The organism is Ruegeria sp. BC1 (assembly GCF_056539305.1).
The window spans coordinates 252,968-278,029 of record NZ_JBQFUT010000001.1 but is presented as its reverse complement, the minus strand read 5'-3'; the positions used below and the strand labels follow the sequence as shown (position 1 = coordinate 278,029).

Sequence of the window (25,062 nt, the reverse complement as noted above, 5' to 3'; positions counted from 1 at the left end):
TCCCAATGTTCCCTCGCGCCTTGAGAGCCTAGTTTTCAAAGCGCTTTGAATTTTGAGTTTATCCGCTAACATTCGTCATCTGTCAATGACAACATCACCAATTCTCAAATATTAAGCAGCCAATAAAATTTGGTTGACCACCATCTAATTTGCCCACACAACTGGATACAGCCAAAATTTGTAGGCGCTTTGGAAAGACCATGAATCTGAAACAGCTATCGAAAATACTCGGCCTTTCACAGACAACGGTCAGCCGCGCGCTGAACGGATATCCCGAAGTAAGAGAAGAGACTCGGGTTCGCATTCAGGCTGCAGCCGCCAAACACGGCTATCGACCTAACAGCCGGGCCAAAGGTCTTGCGACGGGTAAATCTATGGTGATCGGGCACGTGATTCCCAGCTCGTCCCAGCACGAGATGGTAAATCCGATCTTTGGTGACTTTGTTGCCGGTGCTGCGCGCACATATTCTGCGCATGGCTATGACATGATGTTCACAACCGCTGATGACACCTCGATTGAAGGCGCCTATCGCAGCCTGTTTCAACGCGGAGCAGTGGACGGCGTCGTATTGCAGGGCCCCAAGGTCAACGAGCATCGTATCAGTCTTCTGAACCGTATGGCGGTGCCCTTTATCGTGCACGGTCGTTCGACCGGCGTAGATGCGGATTATGATTGGATCGATGTGAACAACAAAAGCTCCTTTCGACGCGCCACGCAGTTCCTGATCGACCTGGGTCATCGCCAAATTGCCCTGATCAATGGGCTTGAGGATATGGATTTCGCGCAACGACGTCGCGACGGATACCTGCAAGCGCTGGAACAGGCGGGCTTGACCCCGGATTCACAGTTGATGCGTAGTGCAGAGATGACCGAAGTTTACGGCCACCATGAAACCCGTGACATGCTGCAAATGGACAATCCTCCGACGGCCATTCTGGCGTCGTCGATGATTTCAGCGATTGGTGTCCGTCGGGCGTTGGACGAAGCGGGACTGCGGATAGGCCGGGATGTCTCAGTTATCGCACACGATGATGACCTCTCCTATCTGAGAAATGGACAGGATGTCCCCATTTTCACTGCTACGCGATCCTCTGTACGGCATGCAGGAGAGCTGGCCGCCGAGATGTTGATCGAGCGGATCAAATCACCTGACGACCCGGTCAAAACCAGATTGCTTGAGGCGGAACTGGTTGTAGGCAATTCAACAGGCCCCGCGCCAAACAGGTTCTGAAAATGAAGCATACACGCAGCGATTTTCCCAATGATTTCCTGTTTGGAGTTGCTACCTCGGCTTATCAGATCGAAGGGCACGCCCAAGGCGGTGCCGGATCGACACATTGGGATACATTTGCAGCGACCCCAGGAAATGTGGTGCGGAATGAAAACGGAGATCTGGCCTGTGATCATTTAAATCGTTTTGAACAGGATCTCGATCTTGTACACGACGCAGGGTTTGATTGTTATCGCTTCTCAACCAGCTGGGCGCGTGTGATGCCCGAGGGGCGTGGACCGGTCAATCAGGCTGGTCTGGACTACTACGATCGCTTGACTGATGCACTATTGGCGCGGGGCATCCGCCCGTGCGCCACGCTTTATCACTGGGAACTGCCATCAACCTTGGCCGACCTGGGTGGATGGCGCAATCGGGATATCGCTGGTTGGTTTGCCGATTTCACCGAGATCATCATGGGACGGATTGGCGACCGGATGTTTAGCGTTGCTCCGATCAATGAGCCGTGGTGTGTCAGCTGGCTGAGCCATTTCGAAGGGCACCACGCCCCTGGGCTTCGGGATATACGAGCCACAGCTCGCGCCATGCATCATGTTCTGCTGGCCCACGGCCAAGCGATTCAGGCGATGCGAGGGTTGGGCATGTCCAATCTTGGCGGCGTCTTTAATTTAGAATGGGCCGAACCCGCCGACAACACTCCGAAAGCGCAGAATGCGGCCGCTCTGTATGACGGCATTTACAATCGGTTCTTTCTGGGTGGTGTGTTCAAGAAAGCCTATCCTCAGAACGTACTCGAAGGGCTCGAACAGCACCTCCCGCCCGGTTGGCACGAGGATTTCGATGTCATAGGCACTCCAGTCGACTGGTGTGGACTGAATTTTTATACCCGTAAACTGATCGCCCCTTCGAAAACTGCCTGGCCCAGCCTTATCGAAGTTCCGGGCCCCTTGCCCAAGACCCAAATGGGGTGGGAAATCGATCCTGCCGCTTTGAGCCGATTTTTGATCCGAACAGCGCGCGAATACACCGGCGAACTGCCGATACATGTAACTGAAAACGGCATGGCTAGCCCAGAGCGTCAACAAGATGATGACCGCATCGACTATTTGGATCAGCACTTGTCGGCGGTTCAGGTAGCCTTGAAGCAAGGTGTTCCGGTCAAGGGGTACTTTGTTTGGTCCCTGCTGGACAATTACGAATGGGCACTAGGGTATGAAAAACGCTTCGGCCTAGTTGACGTAGATTTCGAGTCTATGAAGCGAACGCCAAAAGCTTCTTACTTCGCCTGTCAAAAAATGCTGGCCACAAGCGACTAAGCTATCAGTTGACGTTGAGTGTACTGTCAGAAGCGGTATTCCAACGGATTTAGCCGTACAGGTACGCAGCGGGGATACGAACAAATACTGTGTCCGAGCGGCATCTCTGAGAGAAAGGCTACGGCGCCCGTCCCCGAAACAACGGCACAAGCTGTAAGGTCTGCATCAACGTCGCATAATAATTCGGGTGTGTGGCGGAGAGACAGGGATTCGAACCCTGGAGACGGTTTCCCGCCTACACACTTTCCAGGCGTGCGCCTTCGACCACTCGGCCACCTCTCCGTGGGCGCGATATTTGGACCATCCCCAAAGGATTTGCAAGAGGCGAATAAAGCGAAAATTCAACCTTTCGCGGTTACCTCAAGCACATGGTCAAATCTCATCACCGTCACCGTCCCCCAGATCACCCTCCGTCATCTCAATCGGTTTAGGAGAAGGCTGTTTCGACTGCTCTTTCCCTTCCTCCGCGCCCGGCTTTTTCGGGGGTGCTGTCGGCTGTCCTTGCAGTGTCTCAGGATTACGCAACCAAACATCCCTTTGCGCGAACGGAATTTCGATTCCCTCTTCGACAAAGCGGCGGTTGATCTCGTGGTTCATGTCCGATTTCACGGACAATACCCAGTTCACGTCGCGCAAAATGGCCCGGATTTCGAAATCCAGTGAATCCGCACCGAACCCTTGAAACACCACGCTGGGCGCAGGATTGGCCAGAACCATCGGGTGCGCGTTGGCAATCTCGCCCAGAATTTTCTCGACCACGCGGGTATCTGTTCCATAGGCCACACCGACCGGCACAATAACGCGCCCTATCGTATTGCCACGGGTATAGTTTGTGACCACCCCGCTGATCAGGTCCGAGTTCGGGACGATCACGTCGGTCCGGTCAAAGGTCTCAATCCTTGTGGAACGGACGGATATGTCGCGGACATACCCCATCATCCCGTTCACGTCGATCCAATCGCCTTTTGAGATTGGACGTTCAACCAGAAGAATAATCCCCGAGACGAAATTCGACACGATGGTCTGCAGGCCAAAGCCAATGCCCACCGACAGTGCTCCGGCCACAATCGCCAGCGAGGACAAGTCGAACCCTGCCACCATGATGGCCACCAAAGCCGCCAGGAATATGCCGACGTAACCCGTGCCAGCAGCAATCGCATTCTGCCCGCCCGGATCAATACTTGTCTTGGGCAACAGCGAATTCCGCAGCCCGCTTTGCAGCAATCGTGTCAGACCATAGCCAATCACGAACACGATCAGGAAAGTGAAAAAGTTGCTGGGCGAGATCGTGACCCCGCCAATATCGAAGCCCAGCAACAACCGAGACCAAGCCTCTAGCAGGTCGGTTTCACGCGCTCCCCAATACAACGCCAGAACTGGAAGGGTCAGAATGGCGATGACGAACCCGGCCAGTACAGAAAACAGCGAGTCTCTTGCGGCTTCGCCTTGCTTGGTGATCCATCCGTAAACCGAGGTAATGAAACGATGGAAAATCGCCAACGCGGCAAACAGAACCAGAGTTTTCACGGCGGGGAAAACAATCGCCTCAGCGGCGTTGGTGTATCCTACTGCAGCCAAAACAGGGCTGATCATCCCCAGCAGGAACAATGCTTTGCGCAGGAATTCTATGATCTGCGCCAATCCCGAAACGCGGGTCGTTCCATTCGATTCTGGGTTTTCCGAAGCCGGGTCACTTGCGCGTATCCTGCGGATGCGGAGCAAGATAATCGCAGTCCCGACCACCACCGGAAAGCTGATAACAGCGCGAGTGGCGTCCGAGATGTTTTCGATCTGATCGAAGACGAGCCCAAACTCATAAACAATCAGAAACACCGCCAGAATATCCAGGTAAACCCGCAGTCTGGTGATGTTCTTGCGCGAGATACGGTTATAACCCTGCGCTGCCTGGGCCACATGAATTTGTCGCCCGATCCAGTCGTAGTAAAAGACCATAGCGGCCCAAAACGGCACGTTCTGAATTAACAGGGTTCCACGCAGCCCCAACAGACCGGTTTGGACTATCGCCTGAACCAATGCCCAAACACCAAGCCAAGGCAGCAGGATACGCAGAAGCGAAACAAGGAAGGTCCAGACACCACTGCCTCGGCCGCCAAGCTGCCTCATGTATTCACCCGCAGCTTCGGACCAGTAGCGCCCGTAAATCAGCATAACACCAGCCACGGCGGTCAGGAACAGTATTGCCAAGCTACGATCACGCAGGCGGTCCTGAACAATGTTGGCCTTTAAATTCTGCGCGACTTCGTTGTACAGGCCCTTCACGGCTTCAACCAGATCAACCCAGGCTGGCCCCCAATAGACCGGGTTCAAGGGGGAAGGTCCGCGTTCAAGCAACTCTTTTGTCTGGCGATCACGCAGTAGCCGGTCAATCTCGCTGATCAACCCATTTGCACGACTGAATGCTTCTTCCGAGATGATCTGGGGCACCTGCAGACTGTTGAGCTGGTCTTCCAGATGCGTCCGAAGGTTTGCGATTTCTTCAGGTTCTTTCGCGTCCCCTTCAGGTGCAGGACCCAATGCTTTGATTTGGGCGTCCAGGGTCTGAATGCGGTCAGTGTTGGCCGTTCGCGCCCTGTTGAAATCCTCACGGTAGTTGTGAATTTCAGACCGAAGGTTTTCAAGCGCTGCATTAGACGTTCGATCGGCTTCGATCTCTTTCTCGGCACGGTCCGCCGTTGCGATCCATTTCTGATAGTATTCGTTTTGCTGATCCGTCAGCTGGGCAACGGCTGCGCCGCCCAGCATGGTGAAACAGACCAGAAGAAGTACTAGAAACAGGCGAACCTGCCGAAGCATCATACGTCCTCGAAAACGCCGGGGATGCTGCGTGGGGCCTCAGTCATCCAGTCGGGTACTGGCAGTTCCTTTTCGCGCAGGAACTCGGGGTTGAACAGTTTGGACTGATAGCGCGTGCCATAGTCACACAGGATCGTCACTATTGTGTGGCCCGGCCCCAGATCCTTGGCCAGACGTACTGCGCCGGCCATGTTGATCGCGGTCGACCCGCCCATGACCAAACCTTCTTCGCGCAGAAGGTCAAAGATATACGGAAGCGCCTCGTTATCGGTCATCTGGTAAGAGAAGTCCGGCGTGAACCCTTCAAGGTTCTTGGTTATGCGCACCTGACCGATCCCTTCGGCGATCGAGCTGCCCTCCATCGCGATTTCGCCGGTGGTGTAGTAGGAATACAGCCCCGCCCCCATCGGATCGACCAGAGCAATCTTTACCCCTTTGGGCTGAAGAGCGTCAGCCACACCCGCAAGCGTACCGCCCGAGCCGACCGCGCTGACAAAGCCATCAACCTTGCCGCCTGTCTGTTCCCAGATTTCCGGGCCCGTGGTTTCCACGTGCGCCTGACGGTTAGCGACATTGTCGAACTGGTTGGCCCAGATGGCCCCATTGGGCTCGGTTTGCGCCAGCTCCTCGGCCAAACGACGCGAATAATGCACAAAGTTGTTCGGGTTGCGGTACGGAGCCGCCGGAACCTGAACCAGTTGTGCACCCGCCAGTCGCAGCATGTCTTTCTTTTCTTCAGACTGGGTTTCCGGGATCACGATCACTGTTTCAAACCCCATTGACGCGCCAACCAGCGCCAGACCGATACCGGTGTTGCCCGCCGTGCCTTCGACAATGGTGCCACCCGGCTTAAGGTCGCCGCGCGCAATCGCGTCGCGAATAATGTACAGTGCCGCGCGATCTTTGACCGATTGGCCCGGGTTCATAAATTCGGCCTTGCCGAGAATTTCGCACCCAGTCTCTTCACTAATGCGCTTCAACCGGATCAGCGGTGTTTTTCCGACTGCGTCGGCTAGGTCTCGTGCAATGCGCATGGCACCCTCATTTCATTACGTATCACCGAAGATTTACAGATGCCGTACGACAACCACAAGCGGCGATCCTTAACTGCGCAATCGGTCGCGATGGCGGGCCAGCCAGTTGGCCAACATCAATAGAGGCAAATCCTTGAATTCGTTATTATCTACCCTCTCTATGAAGGTCTCAAAAGGGAAAATCTGCGACCGAATATCCTCGCCCTCGGAAGCTAACCCACCGTTGATTGTGGTTACGGTCAGATCACCCAGCCCGACGTAAAGGTAGAGATATCCGGTCGACGACCCACTGGAATTGTAGGCACCACCAACATATTCAAGCGTACTCAGGCTGACGCCAGATTCTTCCATAACCTCGCGACGCGCTGTGTTTTCTGGGTCTTCTCCGGGGTCGATCATCCCGGCGATAGCTTCCCACAACCAAGGCTCGGGGTCATCAATCAGAAAGACCGGAGGCCGAAATTGCTCAACAAGCAGGACGGTGTCCCGAACAGGGTCGTACGGCAGCACGGCAACCGCACTTCCCTGTAGCAAGCTGCCTCGATGCAGGACCGGACCCATGGTTCCGTCATGCTGCCGGTGCTGAAGATCGATTTCCTCCATCCCAAAATAATCAACATAAGCGCGCGTGTGCTGATGTACGATCACGTCCTTGCTGATATCCCGGGAGTTTTCGGTAAGACGCTGACGCGCCATCAGTTTTGACCAGGCTCGAATCTGGATAGCACGCTTACTGCGCATCACGACCCGAGGATCGACACGCCCGTAATATGCCATCTCTTCTTCTGCAGCCAAAACAACGATCTCTGACCATTTCTGAACCCAATCGTTTAGAGACCACAGGGTGGTGGGATGCCACTTCCCAGCGTCAGGAAAAAACACTCGCGCTTGCACCTCTGAGTCGTCCGCCAGCCTAACCATCTGGTATTCCAACCCGTAGTCGAACCCGCCTTCATAGTAATTCAGCCGATCCAGATCCTCCTCTGAAAGGCCCTGCACAAGAATACCCTCAGCCGTACTGCCGGCCTCGGGCAGGATCATCGGGAATATTTCGTCCTGCACTGCGCGAACCGAATGGTCAGCCAGCATAGCATTGGACATCCTGAGGGTGTCAGCACCACGCCCCAAAACACGTTCAAGCAGGGGAACATGGCGCAATGTTCCATAGAAAAACAGGTCAGACAAAGTTGAACACTCGCGGCTAAATTAGAAGGTTAGCGCCAGCGGCGGCTGGCTTCTTCAGTGGCAAGCCCAGCGACAAGAGCACCAATTGCCAGAGTCCACAGAATTTCAGGAGTTATCAGTAGTTGACCATATTCCACGCCAATCTTGAAAATCGCGATGAGCGCTTCGAACGGGCCATCATACCGATGACGCATGGCCTGGCGGAACATCTCGTAACAGCCTTGAACGAACAGCCCCCAAAACACCAACGAAGCGATGCCTGTCAAACCATTGTTAACCGCCGCGGTCCAACCCCTTCCGGCCCTTTTTCCCATGATCTTCCAGCCGCAAATAATGCCGATCAACATGTTGACATAAGTAAACCAGCCATAGTCCTTACCCTCTTCCCCGTTGTTGATGATCATAGTCGACACCAAAAACGCCACCACCATCAAACAAAGAGCAGCAACGAGACGCGGAGCACTGGGCATTCGGAATTTCCGTTTGTTAACTGGGTTTTGCTATAGTGATCTGTGTCACATCGCAGTTGCCAGTGTCAAAGGCTGCGCCGCAAGCGGTTAAATAATAATTCCACATGCGGCGGAAACGCTCGTCAAAGCCCATTTCGGCAATTTCGTCCCATTTATCGTTGAACGTGTCGTACCACCGACGCAGGGTCAGATCGTAACTTTTACCGAACTCGCGTGATTTCACCACGTTCAAACCGGCCTCTGCAACCTGCTGTTTCAAAACCGACGGTGCAGGAAGCATTCCTCCGGGAAAGATATATTTCTGAATAAAATCAACACCATTCTTGTAAATGTCCCAGCGATGATCTGCCACGGTAATGATTTGCAAGGTAGCCTGCGCGCCGGGCTTCAGGCGATCGCGGACGGTTTCGAAATACACCGGCCAGTATTTCTGTCCTACTGCCTCAAACATCTCGATCGAGGCTATACCGTCATACTGGCCCCGCTCATCCCGATAATCCTGTAGCTTGAACTCAACAAGATCAGAAAGCCCTGCTTTTTCAATACGCTGCTCAGCGAACTTCAACTGTTCTTGACTAATGGTTAGACCTGTGACCCGTAGGCCACGCTCTTTTGCGGCATATTCCGCGAACCCACCCCAGCCGCAACCGATCTCAAGGATATGATCACCGGGCTTTGCGCCCATCTCATCCACAAGGCTGGCGTATTTCGCTGTTTGTGCTTTTTCCAGACTTTCCTGGCCTGTTTCAAACAGCGCGCTGGAATAGGTCATCGTATCATCCAGCCACAGGCTATAGAAATCATTGCCTAAATCGTAGTGGTACGAGATGTTCTTTTTGGCCTGTCGGCGATTATTTCGGTGCAGCCAAAAGCGCAGGCGTTCATAAGCCTGCACCAGAAGCTTGCCGGTAAAATCATCGTAGACAGTCTCGGTCCCCAGATGCACCAGATCCATGAAGGAACGCAGATCGGGGGTGCTCCAGTCCCCTTCCAGGTACGCATCGGAAAAGCCCAACTCACCCTCACGTATCAGGCGTGCAAATACGTCCGGGTCATGGATGTCGACCCGCGCTACAGGACCCGGTTTGACCCCTTCAGACCGGAACACACGACCGTCCGGCAAAGCGATGTCCATCCGCCCGGACTCCATCCGGTTCAACATCTTGAAGACTTGGGCAAAGTATCTGGGCAGGTCTTTTTGCCCTTCAGTTGTTGTAAGGATCATCCGCTCTCCCCTGTGCGGCCGCAGCTCAAAGCTAGGCCGAGTTTGTGTTTCTGGCAAGTTTTCAGTTCCTTACCCGGTTTTTCGGCTTTCATAAGCCGCCAGAGCCCGCGCCCTTCCCACTGCCAGATCGACCACTGGCCGGGGATATTCTGCGCCGGGGTCCAACCCCCATGATCGGGGTACAGCTGCAAAGTAAGCCTTAGCTGATACCGACGGCTCCGTTTGCCCTTCTGCGATCCACCGCTTGACAAATTTTGCATCGGGGTCGAATTTCTCGCGCTGTGTCAGTGGGTTGAAGATGCGGAAGAACGGAGAAGCATCCGGCCCCGAACCCGCGCCCCATTGCCAGCCCATCGCATTGGCAGCCGGGTCCCAGTCGATCAGGCACTCAGCAAACCAATCCATTCCAATTTTCCAGTGAGTCATCAGATGCTTGGTCAGGTAACTGGCGACAATCATTCTGGCACGGTTGTGCATCCGGCCTGTCACGTACATTTGACGTAGTCCGGCATCGACCACGGGTACTCCGGTACACGCGCGGTGCCATGCTATAACCTCGGGGCGGGTTGTGTCCGTGTTCCAGGGAAACGTGTCCCACTCAGGTTTCCAGTTTTCGTTCAACAGCCGTGGCGTGTGATACATGAGGTGATAGGCAAACTCACGCCAAACCAGTTGGCGCAAGAAGGCATCGGTACCCTGCGCACCGTTCATAGCGGCCAGTTGAACAGCGTGCCAGACACTGCGGGGTCCGATTTCGCCGAGCGAGAGATATTCGGACAGGCTCGATGTGCCGTCCAGATCCAGACGATCCCGATCACCTGAATAGCCAGAGAGCCGATCCAGAAACCCGTGCAAGGCGTCAAATGCCGCGCTTTCCCCCGGTCGCACGAAGGGGGCGACAACTGCGGCCCCTCTGTTCATTGCCGCCCCCAGTTTCCAGGTGTCCAGATCCTCGGTAACTGGCCATCGCGCGGGTGCGGTCAAATCTGACGGCGCTGACGCGGCAGGCGGCACGTCTCGCCCCTGCACAGAGCGCCACATCGGGGTGAAAACGCGGAAAGGCTGACCAGTTTTTGTCGCCACCGTCCAAGGCTCGAACAGCAAATGACCTGCGAATGATTTGGCTTGAACGCCGCACTCGGCCAGATCAGACTTGATACGAGTGTCTCGTGCAATTGCGTCAGGATCGTAGCTGCGCGACCAGTAAACGGCGGTTGCGCCGCTTTGTGCGATCAGGTCCTTCAACACGGCAAGCGCATTGCCACGCCGCAGGATTAGCCGATTGCCTGCCCGCTCCAGCGATTTTGCAAAGACCCTGAGCCCTTGCTCCAGTCGCCACTTGGGCGCCGCTCCCAGCGCATCGACGAGGTCGTCCAGAATGAACACCGGAATGATCGGCCTGCCCGTTTGGGCTGCCGCGCACAGAGCTGGATGGTCCGACAGGCGTAAATCTCGTCGGAACCACATGATGATCGGTGAGTTTTCGTTTTCCATGACCGCCCGGTTGTTTTCTTCGTGATACGAAGACGGACGGAAACCGGATCACAAAACAGCGTCAAGTGCATTCAAAAGCTGATCTATTTCCTGTTGCGTGGTGTAATGCGTAAAGCTGACCCGCAGAACCCCCTGCTCCAGATCCACTCCCATCGCCTGCAACGGCCGTACGGCGTAGAAATCGCTGCCACCCGCCATCACACCATGGCCCGCTAGTTCTGCCGCCACATCTGCAGCGTTCCGTCTTAAACACATGGCCACAGTTGGCGCCCGCTTCGACGCGTCAGACGTACCGATCAGACGAACGGCGTTTCTATCTTTGACCGCATCTAGCACCGGTTGCAGCAACGCGACCTCTTGCTCGCGCATCATATCGTGAACGAAAGCACCGCGCTGCGTCGCGTCACCGTCGGGACCGTTGTGGTGAGAGCACAGCAGGTCAACATAGTCAGCCATGCCTGCACTGGCGGCTACTTGCGCGTGATCAGGACCAGCGGGGGTGAACCGCTTGTACAAAACGTCTCCGTTGAAAAAATGTGCCTGGTTCGGCAGCAGTTCACCCAAAGAACGCCGGATCACCATACATCCCTGATGGGGCCCATAGGTTTTGTAAGCCGAAAACAGATAAATATCCGGCCCCATGTGGCCAACATTCGGGAATCCGTGCGGCGCATAAGATACGCCATCCACGCAGACAAACGCCCCCGCCGCGTGCGCAATCGCTGTGATTTCAGTAACCGGATTAATCTCACCAACGACGTTAGAGCAGTGAGGAAAGCAAACCAGACGCACTTTTTCGTCCAATATGTTTTCCAGATCCTGCGGGTTAAGCGAGCCTGTTTCGGGATCGATTTGCCATTCACGAACTTCTATGCCCTCGTCTGCCAGGCGACGCCACGGGCCAGAGTTGGCCTCGTGATCCTGATTGGTGACGACAATTGCATCCCCCGGCTGCATCCACTGCCGAAACGCTTGCGCCAACACATAGGTGTTCTGCGTGGTCGAAGGCCCAAAACTCAGCTCATCCGCATCCACCCCTAATATCGCTGCCATGCGTGCGCGGGCTTCGTCCATCTCTTCACCCGCCAACCGGCTGGCCTCAAACGGGCTATAGGGCTGCACTTTGCGCTGAGTGTTGAAGCGCGTAAAGCGGTCGATGACCGGCTTGCAAGTATATGAACCACCGGCATTTTCAAAAAAAGCTTGGCCCTGCAGGCTGGGTTCGGAAAAGGCCGGGAATTGCGACCGAACAAAATTGATATCCAGAGTGCTCATGGCACGTGCCTCCTTGATCATGCTCATTTGTTCAAGAGGTGCCCGAGCATGATTTCGGAACCCTCAGAAACCATGGCAGGTCTTCCAGCCCAGCCGACACCGAACGGCATCCGCAGCCCTCATGCTGAGACAGCACGAGAACGCCGACAAATTGCCCAGAGCCTTGGTGATCGTCAAGCCAACAAACACGTTGAAATGAAAAAGCCGGGCGATGGGGCCCGGCTTTAAAAAACGTGGGGATCGCTTACCCCTGAACCTTGGTGTAGGTTCCCTCGCCCGCAAGAATTCCACGGAAGCCTCCGGGCTCGTCCAGCCCAAAAACGATCAAGGGCAGGTTGTTGTCACGCGCCAAAGCAATAGCCGAGGCATCCATGACCCGAAGGCGCTTAGCCAGAACGTCATCGTAGCTGACCGTATCGTACCGCACCGCATCCGCATTGGTTGCGGGGTCTTTGTCATACACACCATCGACACCGTTCTTACCCATGAAAATGGCCTCACATGCCATTTCATTGGCCCGCAAGGTCGCGGCGGTGTCCGTCGTGAAATACGGGTTGCCGGTTCCGGCGGCAAAGATGCAGACCCGTTTCTTTTCCAGGTGGCGTACTGCACGACGGCGAATGTAAGGCTCGCACACTTCATCCATCCGAATGGCCGAGATGACACGGGTGAACACCCCGATCTCTTCCAGTGCAGATTGCATCCCCAGCGCATTCATGACGGTCGCCAACATGCCCATGTAGTCAGCCGTGGTACGCTCCATCCCCTGCGCCGATCCACTGAGGCCGCGGAAGATGTTGCCGCCACCGATTACCATGCAGATTTCAACCCCAAGATCGTGCACCGACTTGACCTCTTGTGCGATGCGCTGAACGGTGGGTGGATGCAGGCCGAACCCCTGATCCCCCATCAATGCCTCGCCAGAGATCTTCAGCATCACGCGGTTGTATTTTGTTTTTGGGGAATCGACGGTGTCGGTTGCGGCAGAAAGGCTCATATTGCGCTCCGGGCTGGCACGGGTTTATTTTCCGGCGCAAAATGAAGCAAAAACTCCGCAGGTTCAATGCGGATGGTGAGGAATGAGGCGCGCCCGGATGGCCAATGTTAAAACATCGCAATTCTTGGACCGTCTGCCGCCCATCCCCGATGATAAACCGGTCCTCATCGCAGGACCAACAGCGTCGGGCAAATCAGCGCTGGCATTGCAGATCGCCGTGACCTTTGGCGGCGTGATCATAAACGCGGATGCCAGCCAAGTCTACGACTGCTGGCGTGTGATCTCAGCCCGGCCTTCGGTCGAAGAAGAGGCCCTCGCACCACATCTGCTGTATGGGCATGTCGCCTATGATCAGGAATATTCCACGGGCCACTGGCTGCGCGACGTCAAACCCCTGTTATCAGGCAAACAACGTCCGATCATCGTCGGAGGCACCGGCTTATATTTTTCTGCCCTGACCGAAGGGATGGCCGATATTCCAGCCACTCCGCCAGAAATCCGGGCGGCGGCTGACCAGCTTGACCTGCCCACGCTGATCAACGGGGTCGACGCCCAGACCCTGGAACGGATAGACACCCAGAACCGCGCCCGTGTTCAGCGCGCATGGGAGGTGCAGCGGGCCACTGGACGCAGCCTGGCTGACTGGCAGGCCGAGACACCTCCTCCGGTTCTGCACCTAAAAGATGCTGTGCCGATTGTTTTTGACGTGGACAAGCAATGGCTTCAGGACCGCATCACCCGCCGGTTCGATCAGATGCTGGACACCGGCGCGTTGCAGGAGGTCAAAGCAATGCGCGGCCTCTACGATCCATCGCTTCCCGCCTTCAAGGCGATCGGCGTACCCGAACTGATGGCCTATCTTGACGGTCAGTTGTCGCTTGAGGCCGCCAGAGAACGCGCGACGATTTCCACCCGCCAGTTCGCCAAGCGCCAGCGCACCTGGTTTCGTGCCCGGATGAAGAGTTGGGAACATTTGGATTTATCAAATTGATACGTCGCATAGTCGAGCTTTTCCTCTAACGTTTTTAGAACTTTTTCGGCAACCCTACAGTTTACCAAAGTATGCAAAGCCGAATTCACATTCGCCGGGCTGTTTCGCCCGATGCGACGCCCCCCAAAGATGTCGTTTTTGGTCCATTAATGACGATTTCAATCATTGACGTGCTCCGGAATCTGGTGCGGAATGGGGTCATGGGGATGTTCAAAATTCAAAAAACGAAAACCCACGAACCTGCGCCCCGGCCTTGCCGGGTCTGAGCGGTTCAACACTTCAGCAAAAAATAGAAAGAAACAGGGAGACACTTTAATGGAAAATCAAACGATGACAGGCACACCGATGCACTGGGCGGCGGAAATGCACGCTCAAGAGTATCGGGACGGCAAGCTGAGTCGGCGTGAATTCCTGACCCGCGCAACTGGGCTTGGTGTGACGGCGGCTGCGGCTTATGGCATGATTGGTCTGGCCGCCCCTGCACATGCCGAAGGTGAGGATGCCAAAAAAGAAGGTGGTACGATCCGCGTTCAGACGAATGTGCGCGCTCTGAAAGACCCGCGGACGTACGATTGGCCAGAAATGGCGAACCTTTCACGCGGCACGCTGGAATATCTGGTCGAATATAATTCAGACGGCACATTCCGCGGCATGTTGCTGGAGGGTTGGGAAATCAACGAGGATGCGACTGTCTATACCCTAAAAGTCCGTCCTGGCGTAAAATGGAACAATGGCGACGACTTCACGGCTGATGACGTGGCTCGCAACATCGCGCGTTGGTGTGACAAGAGCTCGGAAACAAACTCAATGGCAGGCCGTTTCGCAACGCTCGTCAATGCAGACACGGGCCAGGCCATCGACGGTGCCATCGAAGTCGTTGATCCGCAAACCGTCAAACTGAACCTTCCGAATCCAGACATTACGTTGATCCCGGGCATGGCGGACTATCCTGCAGCGATTGTTCACAGTTCCTTCAGCGAGACCGATCTGCTTAACAACGTGGGTACAGGGCCGTACTTGATGGAAGAGCTTGAGGTCGGGGTTAAATCCGCCATCGTTCGCAACGAAGGCCACACCTGGTGGGGTGAAGAAGTATTCGGCCGCCCGGCTCTGGATCGTGTTGAGTACATTGACTACGGCACCGATCCTTCGGCTTGGCTTGCAGCGCTGGAATCCGACGAAGTCGATATGCTCTATGAATCCGTGGGCGAGTTCATCGACGTCATGGACAGTCTCGGATATGTGAAATCCGAGGTGGTAACCACGGCAACGATCGTAATCCGTCCGAACCAGCTGACGGAAGTTGATGGCAAAAAGATCTACGCAGACAAACGCGTGCGTCAAGCCCTTCAGATGGCCGTCGACAATAGTGTTCTTCTCGAGCTTGGCTACGGCAACCGGGGTGTAGCCGCCGAAAACCATCATGTTGGTCCGATCCATCCGGATTACTTCGAACTACCGCCTCAGAAAGTGGATCCTGAGGGCGCTCGCAAGCTGATGGAAGAGGCAGGAATGGCTGATTACGAGCACGAGCTGATCTCTATCGATGACGACTGGCGTCGGAACACCACAGACGCGGTTGCCGCACAATTGCGGGATGCTGGCATCAAGGTCAAACGGACTGTTTTGCCCGGCAACACATTCTGGAATGACTGGGCTAAATATCCCTACAGCTCAACAAGTTGGAACCCGCGTCCGTTGGGCGTACAAATTTGGGCTCTTGCTTATCGTTCTGGTGAGGCATGGAATGAATTCGGGTGGGCGAACCCTGAATTTGATGCCTTGTTGACCGAGGCTCTGGCCATCGCCGACGCGGATAAACGTCGCGAAGTGGTTGGCAAAGGCGAAGCATTGATACAGGAGGAAGGCGTTACAATCCAACCTTACTGGCGCTCGCTCTACCGCCATATGAAAGACGGGTTGGTGGGCACGGACATGCACGTCACCTTTGAACACCACCACTACAAGTGGGGCTGGGCCGCGTAATACCCGCCTGCTCAAGACAAGGGGCGCCTGTTTAGGCGCCCTTTTCCAGCCGCAGACGAACCGACACGGGGTCAGTTATCCGAGGCCAGTAAATGGTCCACTGATCTGCGGAACACCCAACCAATAGGGGCCATTATGGGACTCTTCATCCTCCGACGGTTTGGCGTGATGCTACTGACTGCGTTATGCCTTACTTATGTGGTCTTCTTTTTGACCAATCTTTATCCTAACCTCGAAAAGCTTGCCAAAACGCAAGGCAACCAGCGAATGTCTGACGAACAGGTCGAGGCATGGCTGTCAAATCGGGGCTATCTGCAACCCACAGTGATTAAATACGGCCAGTGGCTGGGAGTTGCACCCGGATTTACGAAAACGCTTGAAGACGGCACCTTTCTGGGAACATGCGCGCGGCCCGGTTCAACGCAAGAAGACACGCCAAGGTATTGTGGTATCCTTCAGGGCGACTGGGGGCATTCTACCGTCTTCAAGGAAGATGTAGGCACTATCGTCGGAAAACGCCTGGGTAACACCGGCTACCTGATGCTGTGGGTTCTGATCTTGATGGTCCCATCCGCTCTGATCATCGGAGTGCTGGCCGGAATGCGCGAGGGGTCTCCGCTTGACCGATCCCTGTCGACATTCTCGATCATCACGACCGCGACACCGGAATATGTGTCGGGTGTGATTTTTATCGCTATTTTCACCTCGTCCACCGTTGGCTTGAAATGGTTCAAGGGCACTGCGACGCAGGCAATGGACAACCCGACATTCGAGAATTTTTTCCTGCCGGTGTTGACCATTTCACTCTATGGAATGGGCTATATCGCCCGAATGACCCGTGCCTCGATGACCGAGGTGATGACGGCTCAATATATCCGAACTGCGCGGCTCAAAGGGGTATCTTTCCCGAACGTCGTGATGAAACACGCACTGCGCAATGCACTGATCGCCCCCTTCACCGTCATCATGCTGCAGTTCCCCTGGCTGCTGAATGGCGTTGTGATTGTTGAAACGCTTTTCAACTACAAGGGCTTTGGCTGGGCGCTCGTCCAAGCAGCGGGTAACAACGACATTCAGCTGTTGCTGGCGATTTCGGTCGTGTCGGTCTTTGTGGTGCTGGTGACGCAGCTGATCTCGGATATCGGCTATGTCTACCTCAACCCGCGCATCCGCATTTCGTAAGGAGGGATAGATCATGGAACCACTTACCTGGACCGGCTCTATTGCCTTTCTGAACCCACTATTGATGCTTGCGCTTGGGTTGCTGACCCTGTCCATCGTTGTCTGGATGATAGCAAGCATTGTGCTCTCCGAAGACCAAATGACGGTGAACCCGGACGGCACACTGACTTCAAGCTCGGGCTTGCGGAAATTCATACAATCAGCGCTGCGCCTGAGCTTTCTGGCCAGCGTGGCGATAACTGTCGCCTATATCGTGCTTGGCATTGTGTTGGGCACCAGCGCCGGCATCGTCGGCGCGATTTCCCAGCAGTTCCTGCCGGTCTGGCTATCACTGATCATCCTTTATGCGATGTCGATCGCGTTCAAACGCAAGCTTGGCCTCTATGGCAAACTGTTCGACAGCCCGATTGGGATGATCGGTTTTGGCCTTGTGATGTTCTGGGTCTTCACCGGTATATTTGGGGCCCTCGATCTGATCGTGACGCAAGATCCGCTCGCGCAGGTCTCGGGCATGAAGAACAAGGTACCAGGAACACCCTTGCCTAGCCTCGAAGAAGGACAATATGCCTGGTATCTGCTGGGGGGGGACAACCTTGCGCGCGATGTCTTTAGCCGCATGGTCAAGGGTGCTTGGATTGTGGTGCAGATTGCCCCGCTTGCCACGTTGTTCGCCTTTATGGTCGGTATCACTCTGGGACTGCCTGCGGGGTATTATGGAGGGCGGCTTGATACACTTTTGTCGTTCCTCGCGAACCTGATCCTAGCCTTCCCTGTGATCCTGCTGTTCTACCTGTTGGTAACGCCTGAAATCGTGGCGACAGGCGTTCCGAATTATATGGCGGCTGCGTTGTTCATCTTCCCGATCATCTTCATCGGCGTTTTGTTGAACTCGCGCTTCTATACGCGCCCCAACTTCCGGACGCCGCTGCTGATTGGTGTTCTGGGGGTAGCAATCTGGTTTTATCTCTCGCTGATATCGACCGGGGGGTACGTCATCAACACCGATAGCTATCGTATCTGGGGTCTACCGACCTATCTGGACCTGTTCGATATTCCAGGTGGTATTCTGGTAGTGTTCGTTTCAGTCGTGTTCGTCAACTCGCCCACGGTGTTTCGTATCGTGCGCGGATTGGCGCTGGACATTAAAACCCGCGACTACGTGGCGGCGGCCCAAACCCGTGGCGAGGGTCCGTGGTACATCATGCTTTGGGAGATATTGCCCAATGCGCGCGGGCCGCTGATCGTCGATTTCTGTCTGCGTATCGGTTACACCACTATCCTTTTGGGGACATTGGGTTTCTTCGGGCTGGGCCTTCCACCTGAGAGCCCGGACTGGGGGTCAACGATCAATGAGGGGCGCAAGCTGCTGTCGATCTATCTGCACCCTGCCCTGCCGCCTGCGTTTGCCCTTTTGTCGCTGGTTCTTGGGTTGAACCTGCTGGCTGATGGTCTGCGTGAGGAAAGTCTGAAGGACTGATGTGATCAAGGCCGGGGGCCAGCCCCCCGGCCCCCGAGATATTTTAGCCAGATGAAGGGGATTCCCCGGACTCTCGCGAGGAGTAGCAAAATGAACAAACTGGCGGACTATGACGGGCCTATCCTTGAGATCGACAAGCTTTCGATTTCATTCTTTACCCGTCTACGTGAAATCCCTGCAGTAATGGATTTTTCAGTCAGCGTGCAGCCCGGCGAGGCGGTGGGGTTGGTCGGAGAGTCCGGCTGCGGGAAATCCACAGTTGCGCTGGGGGTGATGCAGGACTTGGGCAAGAACGGTCGGATCGTCGGCGGTACAATCAAGTTCAAGGGCCGCGATCTTTCCGAGATGAGCACTGAAGAGTTGCGCGACATACGTGGCAACGAAATCGCGATGATCTACCAGGAGCCGATGGCCTCGCTAAATCCGGCGATGAAAATCGGCAAACAACTGATGGAAGTGCCGATGATCCACGAAGGGGTCGGTAAAGAGGAGGCTTATGCCCGCGCGCTGGAGGTCGTCACGGACGTGCGTCTGCCCGACCCGGAGCGAATGCTGAATTCCTTCCCGCACCAGTTGTCAGGTGGTCAACAACAACGGATCGTAATCGCCATGGCGCTGATGTCGAAACCGGCGCTGTTGATCTTGGACGAGCCAACCACCGCACTTGACGTTACGGTCGAGGCCGCCGTGGTCGAACTGGTCAAGGACCTGGGTAAAAAGTACGGCACGTCAATGCTGTTTATCTCGCACAATCTGGGTCTGGTTCTGGAGACCTGTGACCGGCTTTGCGTCATGTATTCCGGCGAGGCCGTTGAACGTGGCTCGATCCACGATGTCTTCGATGAGATGCAGCATCCCTATACACAGGCGTTGTTCCGGTCGATCCCTCTGCCGGGTGCGGATAAGAATGCCCGGCCACTGGTCGCCATCCCCGGAAACTTTCCACTGCCCCACGAGCGCCCCCCGGGATGCAATTTCGGGCCGCGTTGCGATTATTTCGAGGAGGGCCGCTGCGACGCGCAGAACATTCTGATGGAGGCCGTACCAGGGAATGACCGCCACCATACGCGGTGCCTTAAATTCCAGGAAATCGACTGGAACGCGCCGATCACAGTTGGCGAGCAGAAAGAGAAGGCCCCGATCGGACGCACTGTCCTGAAAATGGACAACCTCAAGAAATACTATGAGGTGGCCGCGAACGCTCTGTTTGGAGGCGGTGAGACTAAGGTCGTAAAGGCCAATGAAACGCTCAGCTTTGAGGCGCATGAGTCCGAGACGTTGGCCATCGTCGGAGAGTCCGGCTGCGGGAAATCCACCTTCGCCAAGGTTCTGATGGGGCTAGAGACCGCCACAGACGGACAAATTCTGTTGGACAACCGCAATATCGAGGATGTCCCGATCGAAGAACGTGATTCAAAGACAGTAGGTGAAGTTCAAATGGTGTTCCAGAACCCGTTTGACACGCTGAACCCGTCTATGACCGTTGGTCGACAGATCATCCGCGCGTTGGAAATTTTCGGCGTCGGCAACTCAGAGGCCGAACGTAAGCAACGGATGTTGGAACTGCTAGACTTGGTAAAATTGCCCCGTGCATTTGCTGACCGGATGCCGCGCCAGCTTTCGGGTGGCCAGAAACAGCGTGTCGGGATTGCCCGCGCCTTTGCCGGAGACGCGAGGATCGTGGTTGCGGACGAGCCGGTCTCGGCCCTGGATGTGTCGGTTCAGGCGGCCGTGACCGATCTGTTGATGGAGATTCAGCGTGAACACAAAACCACGCTTCTGTTTATTAGCCATGACCTGTCTATCGTGCGCTATCTCAGCGACCGTGTGATGGTTATGTATCTGGGCCACGTGGTGGAACTGGGATCGACGGATCAGGTGTTCGCGCCCCCCTATCACCCCTATACTGAAGCTTTGCTGAGTGCCGTGCCCATCGCGGATACATCGGTCGAAAAGCAGCATATCGTGCTTGAAGGAGATATTCCGTCAGCAATGAACCCACCTCCGGGCTGTCCGTTCCAGACCCGGTGCCGTTGGAAATCTGAGGTACCAGATGGACGATGTGAAAGCGATGTGCCACCTGTGAAAACACTTAGCGATGGTCATCAGATCAAATGCCATTTGGCTGAGGACATTCTTGCTCGCATGGAACCGGTCATCAAAATCGCAGCGGAATAAGCAACGAACCAATTATAATAGGCGTCGGTCTCAAGATCGGCGCCCTTTTTCATGTTTGTGCAGCTCGGAAACACCTGTGGTCAGGCTATAGCAAACGCGCAAATCTGCTTGTCATGGACCTAACCGCCCCAGATCACCTTCACGTAATTCTGGGTTTCTTTGTAGGGTGGAACACCGCCATGTCTTTCAACGGCCTCAGGCCCTGCGTTATAGGCTGCCAAAGCCAGGCGCCATGATTTGAACTTGCGGTACTGCCACGACAGATACCGCGCGCCACCTTCCAGGTTTTGCTGTGGATCATGCGGGTTCACTCCCAGCAGCTGCGCCGTGCCTGGCATCAGTTGAGCCAGCCCTAATGCACCCTTGTGGGATTTCGCATGCGGGTTCCAGCCGCTTTCTTGCTGAACGAGACGCAGAAAAAGGTCTTCTGGAACGTTGTGCTTGCGCGCCGCTTGACGGGCAAGCGTCATATACTCACCCCGGTACTTACCAGTGTAGCGCTTGTTGAAACTAGGTTGCGCCGTTTTGGGCTTTAGCCGTTCTGAATCCCGGTACTGTGTCGCCGCTCGCGAGTCCAAAACCTTGGATTGTTTGAGGAAAATGTCCTTACGGCTCTTCGATGACACCGTTTGCGCGGACACAGGAGCAGAAACCAGCGTCAAGCAAGCAATCGTAAAACAACCAACCAGAAAACGCATTAATGCCTGTCCCGCTCGTTCAAAAACCCTGTAGAGTATAGATATCCCTGAAAATATTAAAAGCTTGGTAAACCAAACCTGAACAAATTCTTGCTCAGTGTTGCAGCCATCATCTGTGTTCCAACCACGGCGCAGGCCGTATAGGGTCGCAAGGAAACCACGCGCCAGATTCGGGCGCACACAAGTCAATTCAGAACGGGGAAATACATGGCGGGTTCAGTCAACAAGGTCATTCTGGTCGGAAATCTTGGCCGCGATCCCGAGGTAAGGACTTTCCAGAACGGTGGCAAAGTCTGCAATCTGCGCATCGCAACGTCCGAAACCTGGAAAGACCGCAACACCGGCGAACGCCGTGAGCGGACCGAGTGGCACTCGGTCGCGATATTTAACGAGGGGCTGGTCCGCGTAGCGGAACAATATCTGCGCAAAGGTTCGAAGATCTATGTCGAAGGGCAACTGCAAACCCGCAAATGGCAGGACCAGTCCGGGCAGGATCGGTACTCGACCGAGGTGGTATTGCAGGGCTTCGGCTCGACCCTCGTAATGTTGGATGCCCGCGGTGAAGGCGGCGGCGGTGGATTTGGCGGCGGCCAGTCAAGCGGTTACGGTGGTGGTCAGGCTGGTGGCGGCTATGGCGACCCGTACGGCGGACAGTCCAGCGCCCCTGCCCCTGCATCCGGCGGAATCGACGACGACGAGATTCCGTTCTAAGCAAAACGGAGACCTATCATGTCATGGTCCTTCTCACTCGGCCGGTTACTTGGGTCGGAACTGAGGGTCCATGTCACCTTTTTCCTGCTGCTGGCTTGGGTAGGGTTTGCTGCCTATTCCAGCGGTGGGCTATCCGCGGCCATCGAAAACCTGATCTTCGTGCTGGCCTTATTCGCCTGCGTCGTGGCGCATGAATTTGGTCATGCTCTGATGGCGCGCCGTTACGGCATCAAAACCCCCGACATTACGTTGTTGCCCATAGGTGGTCTGGCCCGGTTGGAACGGATGCCTGAAAAGCCGATGCAAGAGGTCTTGGTCGCCCTTGCCGGACCTGCCGTGAACATCGTCATCTGGGTCGTGCTGGTCGCCTTTGGGGCCGGGATGCCGTATGAAACGATGGCGCAAATCGATACCACCGGACCGGGGCTGCTAAACCGTCTGGCCTATGTGAATCTGCTGCTGGCGGCCTTCAATATGATCCCGGCCTTTCCGATGGATGGCGGGCGGGTTTTCCGTGCCCTGCTGTGCCTGAGAATGGATCGGGTCAAGGCCACCAAAGTCGCCGCCATGAGCGGTCAGGGCGTCGCTGTGGCCTTTGGGTTCTGGGGGCTGAGCACCGGAAACGCGATACTGGTCCTGATCGCGGTATTTGTTTTTGTCGCCGCCAATTCGGAAAGTCAGGATGTCGCCATGCGCTCGGTCGTAAGGCGGGTTCAGGCGCGTGACGCCATGATCACCGAATTCCACGCGCTTTCCCCGGCCGATACGCTGGCGACAGCCGCACAGGCTGTCATCCACACCACGCAACACGAATTCCCCGTTTTGGACGCCGAAGGCGCCCTGCTGGGCTTCGTCACCCGCAACCGCTTGTTTACAGCACTCGCCAGAGACAACCCGCGCTCGGCCTCGGCGACGACAATCATGGAGACGGACATTCCGCGGGTTCAACTGACCAGTGGGCTCGAGACGGTTCTGGATTCATTGTACAAAGGCGCGCCGGCTATTGCCGTCTGCACACAGGCCGGGCACATGGTCGGCTACATCACCCGCGAAAACATCGGTGAGCTGATGGTTATTCGCGGGCGGTAATCACACCGTTGCCAGCGCGTCCTCAAGAACGGACAGTACGGCATCGCGCGGTACGTCCGACGTTACAAACGCCTGCCCGATCCCGCGCGCCAGAATGAACCGCAATTGCCCGTCGATGACTTTCTTGTCCTGTGCCATCAGATCGACCAGAGCCTCGGCACCCGGTAACTCTCCGGGGATGTCGGCCAGATCGGTTTTCATGCCCATCGCACGCAAATGCGCCCGTACGCGGCTGGGGTCTTCTTGCGCGCACAAACCCAGGCGCGACGACAGCTCAAAGGCCAGCGCGCAACCGATGGCGACGCCCTCGCCGTGCAGCAACCGATCAGAATAGCCCGTCGCAGCCTCCAGCGCATGGCAGAAGGTGTGCCCAAGGTTCAGCAGCGCGCGATCTCCTTGCTCAGTTTCATCACGAGCAACGATATCGGCCTTCATCTGAACCGAGCGGGTCACCGCCCGCACGCGTGCGGCCATGTCGCCGCCTGAGACATCAGGGCCATTGGCCTCGAGCCATTCAAAGAAAGCAGCATCCCCCAGCAGGCCGTATTTAACGACCTCACCATAGCCAGACAGGAAATCGCGCTGAGTCATCGTGCCCAGCACTGAGGTGTCCGCCAACACCAACGACGGCTGATGGAACACCCCTATCAGGTTCTTACCTTGTGGCACATTGATCCCGGTTTTACCCCCAACAGAACTGTCGACCTGCGCCAGCAACGAGGTCGGAATCTGAACAAACCGGACACCCCGACGCAGCACCGCAGCCGCGAAACCAACCAAATCTCCGATGACGCCACCACCAAGCGCAATAACTACATCCCGCCGTTCAATCTTTTCCGCCAGCAGCCATTCAACCGTGCGTTCGAAATGCGGCCAGCTTTTCGTGGCCTCACCTGCGGGCAAGGTCAGCGACGACATCTCGATCCCTGAAGACGCCAGGCCGTCACGCAAAGCGTCCAGATGCAGGGCCGCAACGTTCTCATCGGTCACAACCGCAACCTTGGGCCGTTGCAACAATGGTGCAATCCGGGGTCCGGCCTGCGGCAGCAAGTCCGGGCCGATTTCCACGTTATAAGAGCGTTCGCCCAGCTCTACATGTACGGTCTGATGCATCTATTTTAGTTCCAAAACATCGGGGCGAGTCGTCAACGCGTCCAGCACCCGGTTCACCATGTTTTCTATCGAGGTCTCGCCGTCGGACTGAGCGACCAGATCCGCTTGTGCATATACCGGCACCCGATCCTCGTACAAACCGCGCAAGGTCACATAAGGGTCGGAAGTTCGCAGTAAGGGGCGTGTGTCTTTATGCTTCACGCGGTTCCACAACACGTCCAAATCAGCACGCAACCAAACCGACACTCCACGCTCAGTAATCATCGTGCGATTTTGTTCGGCCAGAAAAGCACCGCCCCCGGTCGACAGGATGCCTTTTTCCTCGTCCAGCAAGCGCCCGATAACCTGCGTTTCCTTGGCGCGAAAAAATGGCTCGCCATCACGTTCGAAGATTTCCGGGATTGTCATATTGGCCGCCGATTCGATCTCGGCATCGCTATCGAGGAAGGGAACGCCCAGCCGCGCTGCCAAAGCACGACCTACAGCGGTCTTGCCTGCCCCCATCATACCGACAAGAACCACCGTTTTGTGCAGTGCAAAGCCGGTATCCGATGCCAAGTTGTGGGAGTTATGCTTAATTTCGCTCATTTCACCG

Annotated in this window: 20 protein-coding genes and 1 tRNA gene; 9 read left to right on the top strand and 12 right to left on the bottom strand. The window is 55.7% G+C overall.

Annotation, left to right across the window (positions count from 1 at the left end; genetic code table 11):
• Positions 1 to 200: 200 nt before the first annotated feature.
• Together ACR0IY_RS01335 and ACR0IY_RS01330 are read left to right on the top strand one after the other, a co-directional pair.
• Positions 201 to 1,232, top strand: a complete 1,032-nt coding sequence (locus ACR0IY_RS01335) for a LacI family DNA-binding transcriptional regulator (protein WP_480669986.1) — start codon at positions 201 to 203, stop codon at positions 1,230 to 1,232.
• A 2-nt stretch (positions 1,233 to 1,234) separates the two neighbouring features.
• Positions 1,235 to 2,548, top strand: coding sequence for a GH1 family beta-glucosidase (locus ACR0IY_RS01330; protein ID WP_480669985.1), 1,314 nt, complete (start codon positions 1,235 to 1,237; stop codon positions 2,546 to 2,548).
• A gap of 192 nt (positions 2,549 to 2,740) precedes the next feature.
• Here ACR0IY_RS01330 and ACR0IY_RS01325 read toward each other — a convergent pair.
• The 9 genes from ACR0IY_RS01325 to pyrH all read right to left on the bottom strand — a co-directional run bounded on the left by ACR0IY_RS01325 (position 2,741) and on the right by pyrH (position 13,042).
• Positions 2,741 to 2,830: transfer RNA gene (locus ACR0IY_RS01325), tRNA-Ser, on the bottom strand.
• A gap of 90 nt (positions 2,831 to 2,920) precedes the next feature.
• Positions 2,921 to 5,362 carry a DUF3772 domain-containing protein gene (locus tag ACR0IY_RS01320; protein WP_480669983.1) on the bottom strand — a complete coding sequence of 814 codons (2,442 nt, stop codon included), beginning with the start codon at positions 5,360 to 5,362 and terminating at the stop codon, positions 2,921 to 2,923.
• A complete protein-coding gene (locus ACR0IY_RS01315; RefSeq protein WP_480669981.1) occupies positions 5,362 to 6,396 on the bottom strand; it encodes a cysteine synthase A in 1,035 nt (344 codons plus the stop codon). The genes ACR0IY_RS01320 and ACR0IY_RS01315 overlap by 1 nt, the downstream gene beginning before the upstream one ends.
• Positions 6,397 to 6,465: 69 nt before the next feature.
• On the bottom strand, positions 6,466 to 7,581 hold the full coding sequence (locus ACR0IY_RS01310; protein WP_480669979.1) for an NUDIX domain-containing protein: 1,116 nt from the start codon (positions 7,579 to 7,581) through the stop codon (positions 6,466 to 6,468).
• Between the two features lie 29 nt (positions 7,582 to 7,610).
• Complete coding sequence (locus ACR0IY_RS01305) at positions 7,611 to 8,051, bottom strand: TrgA family protein (RefSeq protein WP_480669977.1); 441 nt, start codon at positions 8,049 to 8,051, stop codon at positions 7,611 to 7,613.
• 16 nt (positions 8,052 to 8,067) lie between these two features.
• Positions 8,068 to 9,276, bottom strand: a complete 1,209-nt coding sequence (locus tag ACR0IY_RS01300) for a class I SAM-dependent methyltransferase (protein ID WP_480669975.1) — start codon at positions 9,274 to 9,276, stop codon at positions 8,068 to 8,070.
• 69 nt (positions 9,277 to 9,345) lie between these two features.
• Positions 9,346 to 10,770: a cryptochrome/photolyase family protein gene (locus ACR0IY_RS01295; protein WP_480669973.1), complete on the bottom strand. Its 1,425-nt coding sequence runs from the start codon at positions 10,768 to 10,770 to the stop codon at positions 9,346 to 9,348.
• A gap of 48 nt (positions 10,771 to 10,818) precedes the next feature.
• The gene (locus ACR0IY_RS01290) at positions 10,819 to 12,045 is read right to left on the bottom strand and encodes an aminotransferase class V-fold PLP-dependent enzyme (protein ID WP_480669971.1); all 1,227 of its coding nucleotides are present in this window, start codon (positions 12,043 to 12,045) and stop codon (positions 10,819 to 10,821) included.
• Positions 12,046 to 12,289: 244 nt separating this feature from the next.
• The gene (gene pyrH / locus ACR0IY_RS01285) at positions 12,290 to 13,042 is read right to left on the bottom strand and encodes a UMP kinase (RefSeq protein WP_480669969.1); all 753 of its coding nucleotides are present in this window, start codon (positions 13,040 to 13,042) and stop codon (positions 12,290 to 12,292) included.
• Positions 13,043 to 13,139: 97 nt separating this feature from the next.
• On the opposite strand from pyrH, the gene miaA reads away from it, so the two are divergent.
• The 5 genes from miaA to ACR0IY_RS01260 all read left to right on the top strand — a co-directional run bounded on the left by miaA (position 13,140) and on the right by ACR0IY_RS01260 (position 20,856).
• Complete coding sequence (miaA, locus tag ACR0IY_RS01280) at positions 13,140 to 14,033, top strand: tRNA (adenosine(37)-N6)-dimethylallyltransferase MiaA (RefSeq protein ID WP_480669967.1); 894 nt, start codon at positions 13,140 to 13,142, stop codon at positions 14,031 to 14,033.
• A gap of 315 nt (positions 14,034 to 14,348) precedes the next feature.
• On the top strand, positions 14,349 to 16,019 hold the full coding sequence (locus tag ACR0IY_RS01275) for an ABC transporter substrate-binding protein (protein ID WP_480669965.1): 1,671 nt from the start codon (positions 14,349 to 14,351) through the stop codon (positions 16,017 to 16,019).
• A 135-nt stretch (positions 16,020 to 16,154) separates the two neighbouring features.
• Positions 16,155 to 17,201 carry an ABC transporter permease gene (locus tag ACR0IY_RS01270; protein ID WP_480669963.1) on the top strand — a complete coding sequence of 349 codons (1,047 nt, stop codon included), beginning with the start codon at positions 16,155 to 16,157 and terminating at the stop codon, positions 17,199 to 17,201.
• Between the two features lie 13 nt (positions 17,202 to 17,214).
• Positions 17,215 to 18,678 carry an ABC transporter permease gene (locus ACR0IY_RS01265; RefSeq protein ID WP_480669961.1) on the top strand — a complete coding sequence of 488 codons (1,464 nt, stop codon included), beginning with the start codon at positions 17,215 to 17,217 and terminating at the stop codon, positions 18,676 to 18,678.
• Positions 18,679 to 18,768: 90 nt separating this feature from the next.
• Positions 18,769 to 20,856 (top strand): dipeptide ABC transporter ATP-binding protein, encoded by a 2,088-nt coding sequence (locus ACR0IY_RS01260; RefSeq protein ID WP_480669959.1) that lies wholly within the window; start codon positions 18,769 to 18,771, stop codon positions 20,854 to 20,856.
• Positions 20,857 to 20,975: 119 nt separating this feature from the next.
• Here the strand turns inward: ACR0IY_RS01260 and ACR0IY_RS01255 are convergent, their stop codons facing one another.
• The gene (locus ACR0IY_RS01255; RefSeq protein ID WP_480671097.1) at positions 20,976 to 21,554 is read right to left on the bottom strand and encodes a lytic transglycosylase domain-containing protein; all 579 of its coding nucleotides are present in this window, start codon (positions 21,552 to 21,554) and stop codon (positions 20,976 to 20,978) included.
• Between the two features lie 207 nt (positions 21,555 to 21,761).
• Between ACR0IY_RS01255 and ssb the strand changes: the two genes are divergently transcribed.
• Together ssb and ACR0IY_RS01245 are read left to right on the top strand one after the other, a co-directional pair.
• A complete protein-coding gene (gene ssb, locus ACR0IY_RS01250) occupies positions 21,762 to 22,265 on the top strand; it encodes a single-stranded DNA-binding protein (RefSeq protein ID WP_480669957.1) in 504 nt (167 codons plus the stop codon).
• 18 nt (positions 22,266 to 22,283) lie between these two features.
• Positions 22,284 to 23,354 (top strand): site-2 protease family protein, encoded by a 1,071-nt coding sequence (locus tag ACR0IY_RS01245; RefSeq protein ID WP_480669955.1) that lies wholly within the window; start codon positions 22,284 to 22,286, stop codon positions 23,352 to 23,354.
• Here ACR0IY_RS01245 and aroB read toward each other — a convergent pair whose 3' ends face one another.
• Both aroB and ACR0IY_RS01235 read right to left on the bottom strand, forming a co-directional pair.
• Positions 23,355 to 24,467: a 3-dehydroquinate synthase gene (aroB, locus tag ACR0IY_RS01240; protein ID WP_480669953.1), complete on the bottom strand. Its 1,113-nt coding sequence runs from the start codon at positions 24,465 to 24,467 to the stop codon at positions 23,355 to 23,357. It abuts the gene before it with no gap.
• The gene (locus ACR0IY_RS01235; protein WP_480669951.1) at positions 24,468 to 25,055 is read right to left on the bottom strand and encodes a shikimate kinase; all 588 of its coding nucleotides are present in this window, start codon (positions 25,053 to 25,055) and stop codon (positions 24,468 to 24,470) included.
• Between the last annotated feature and the right edge of the window lie 7 nt (positions 25,056 to 25,062).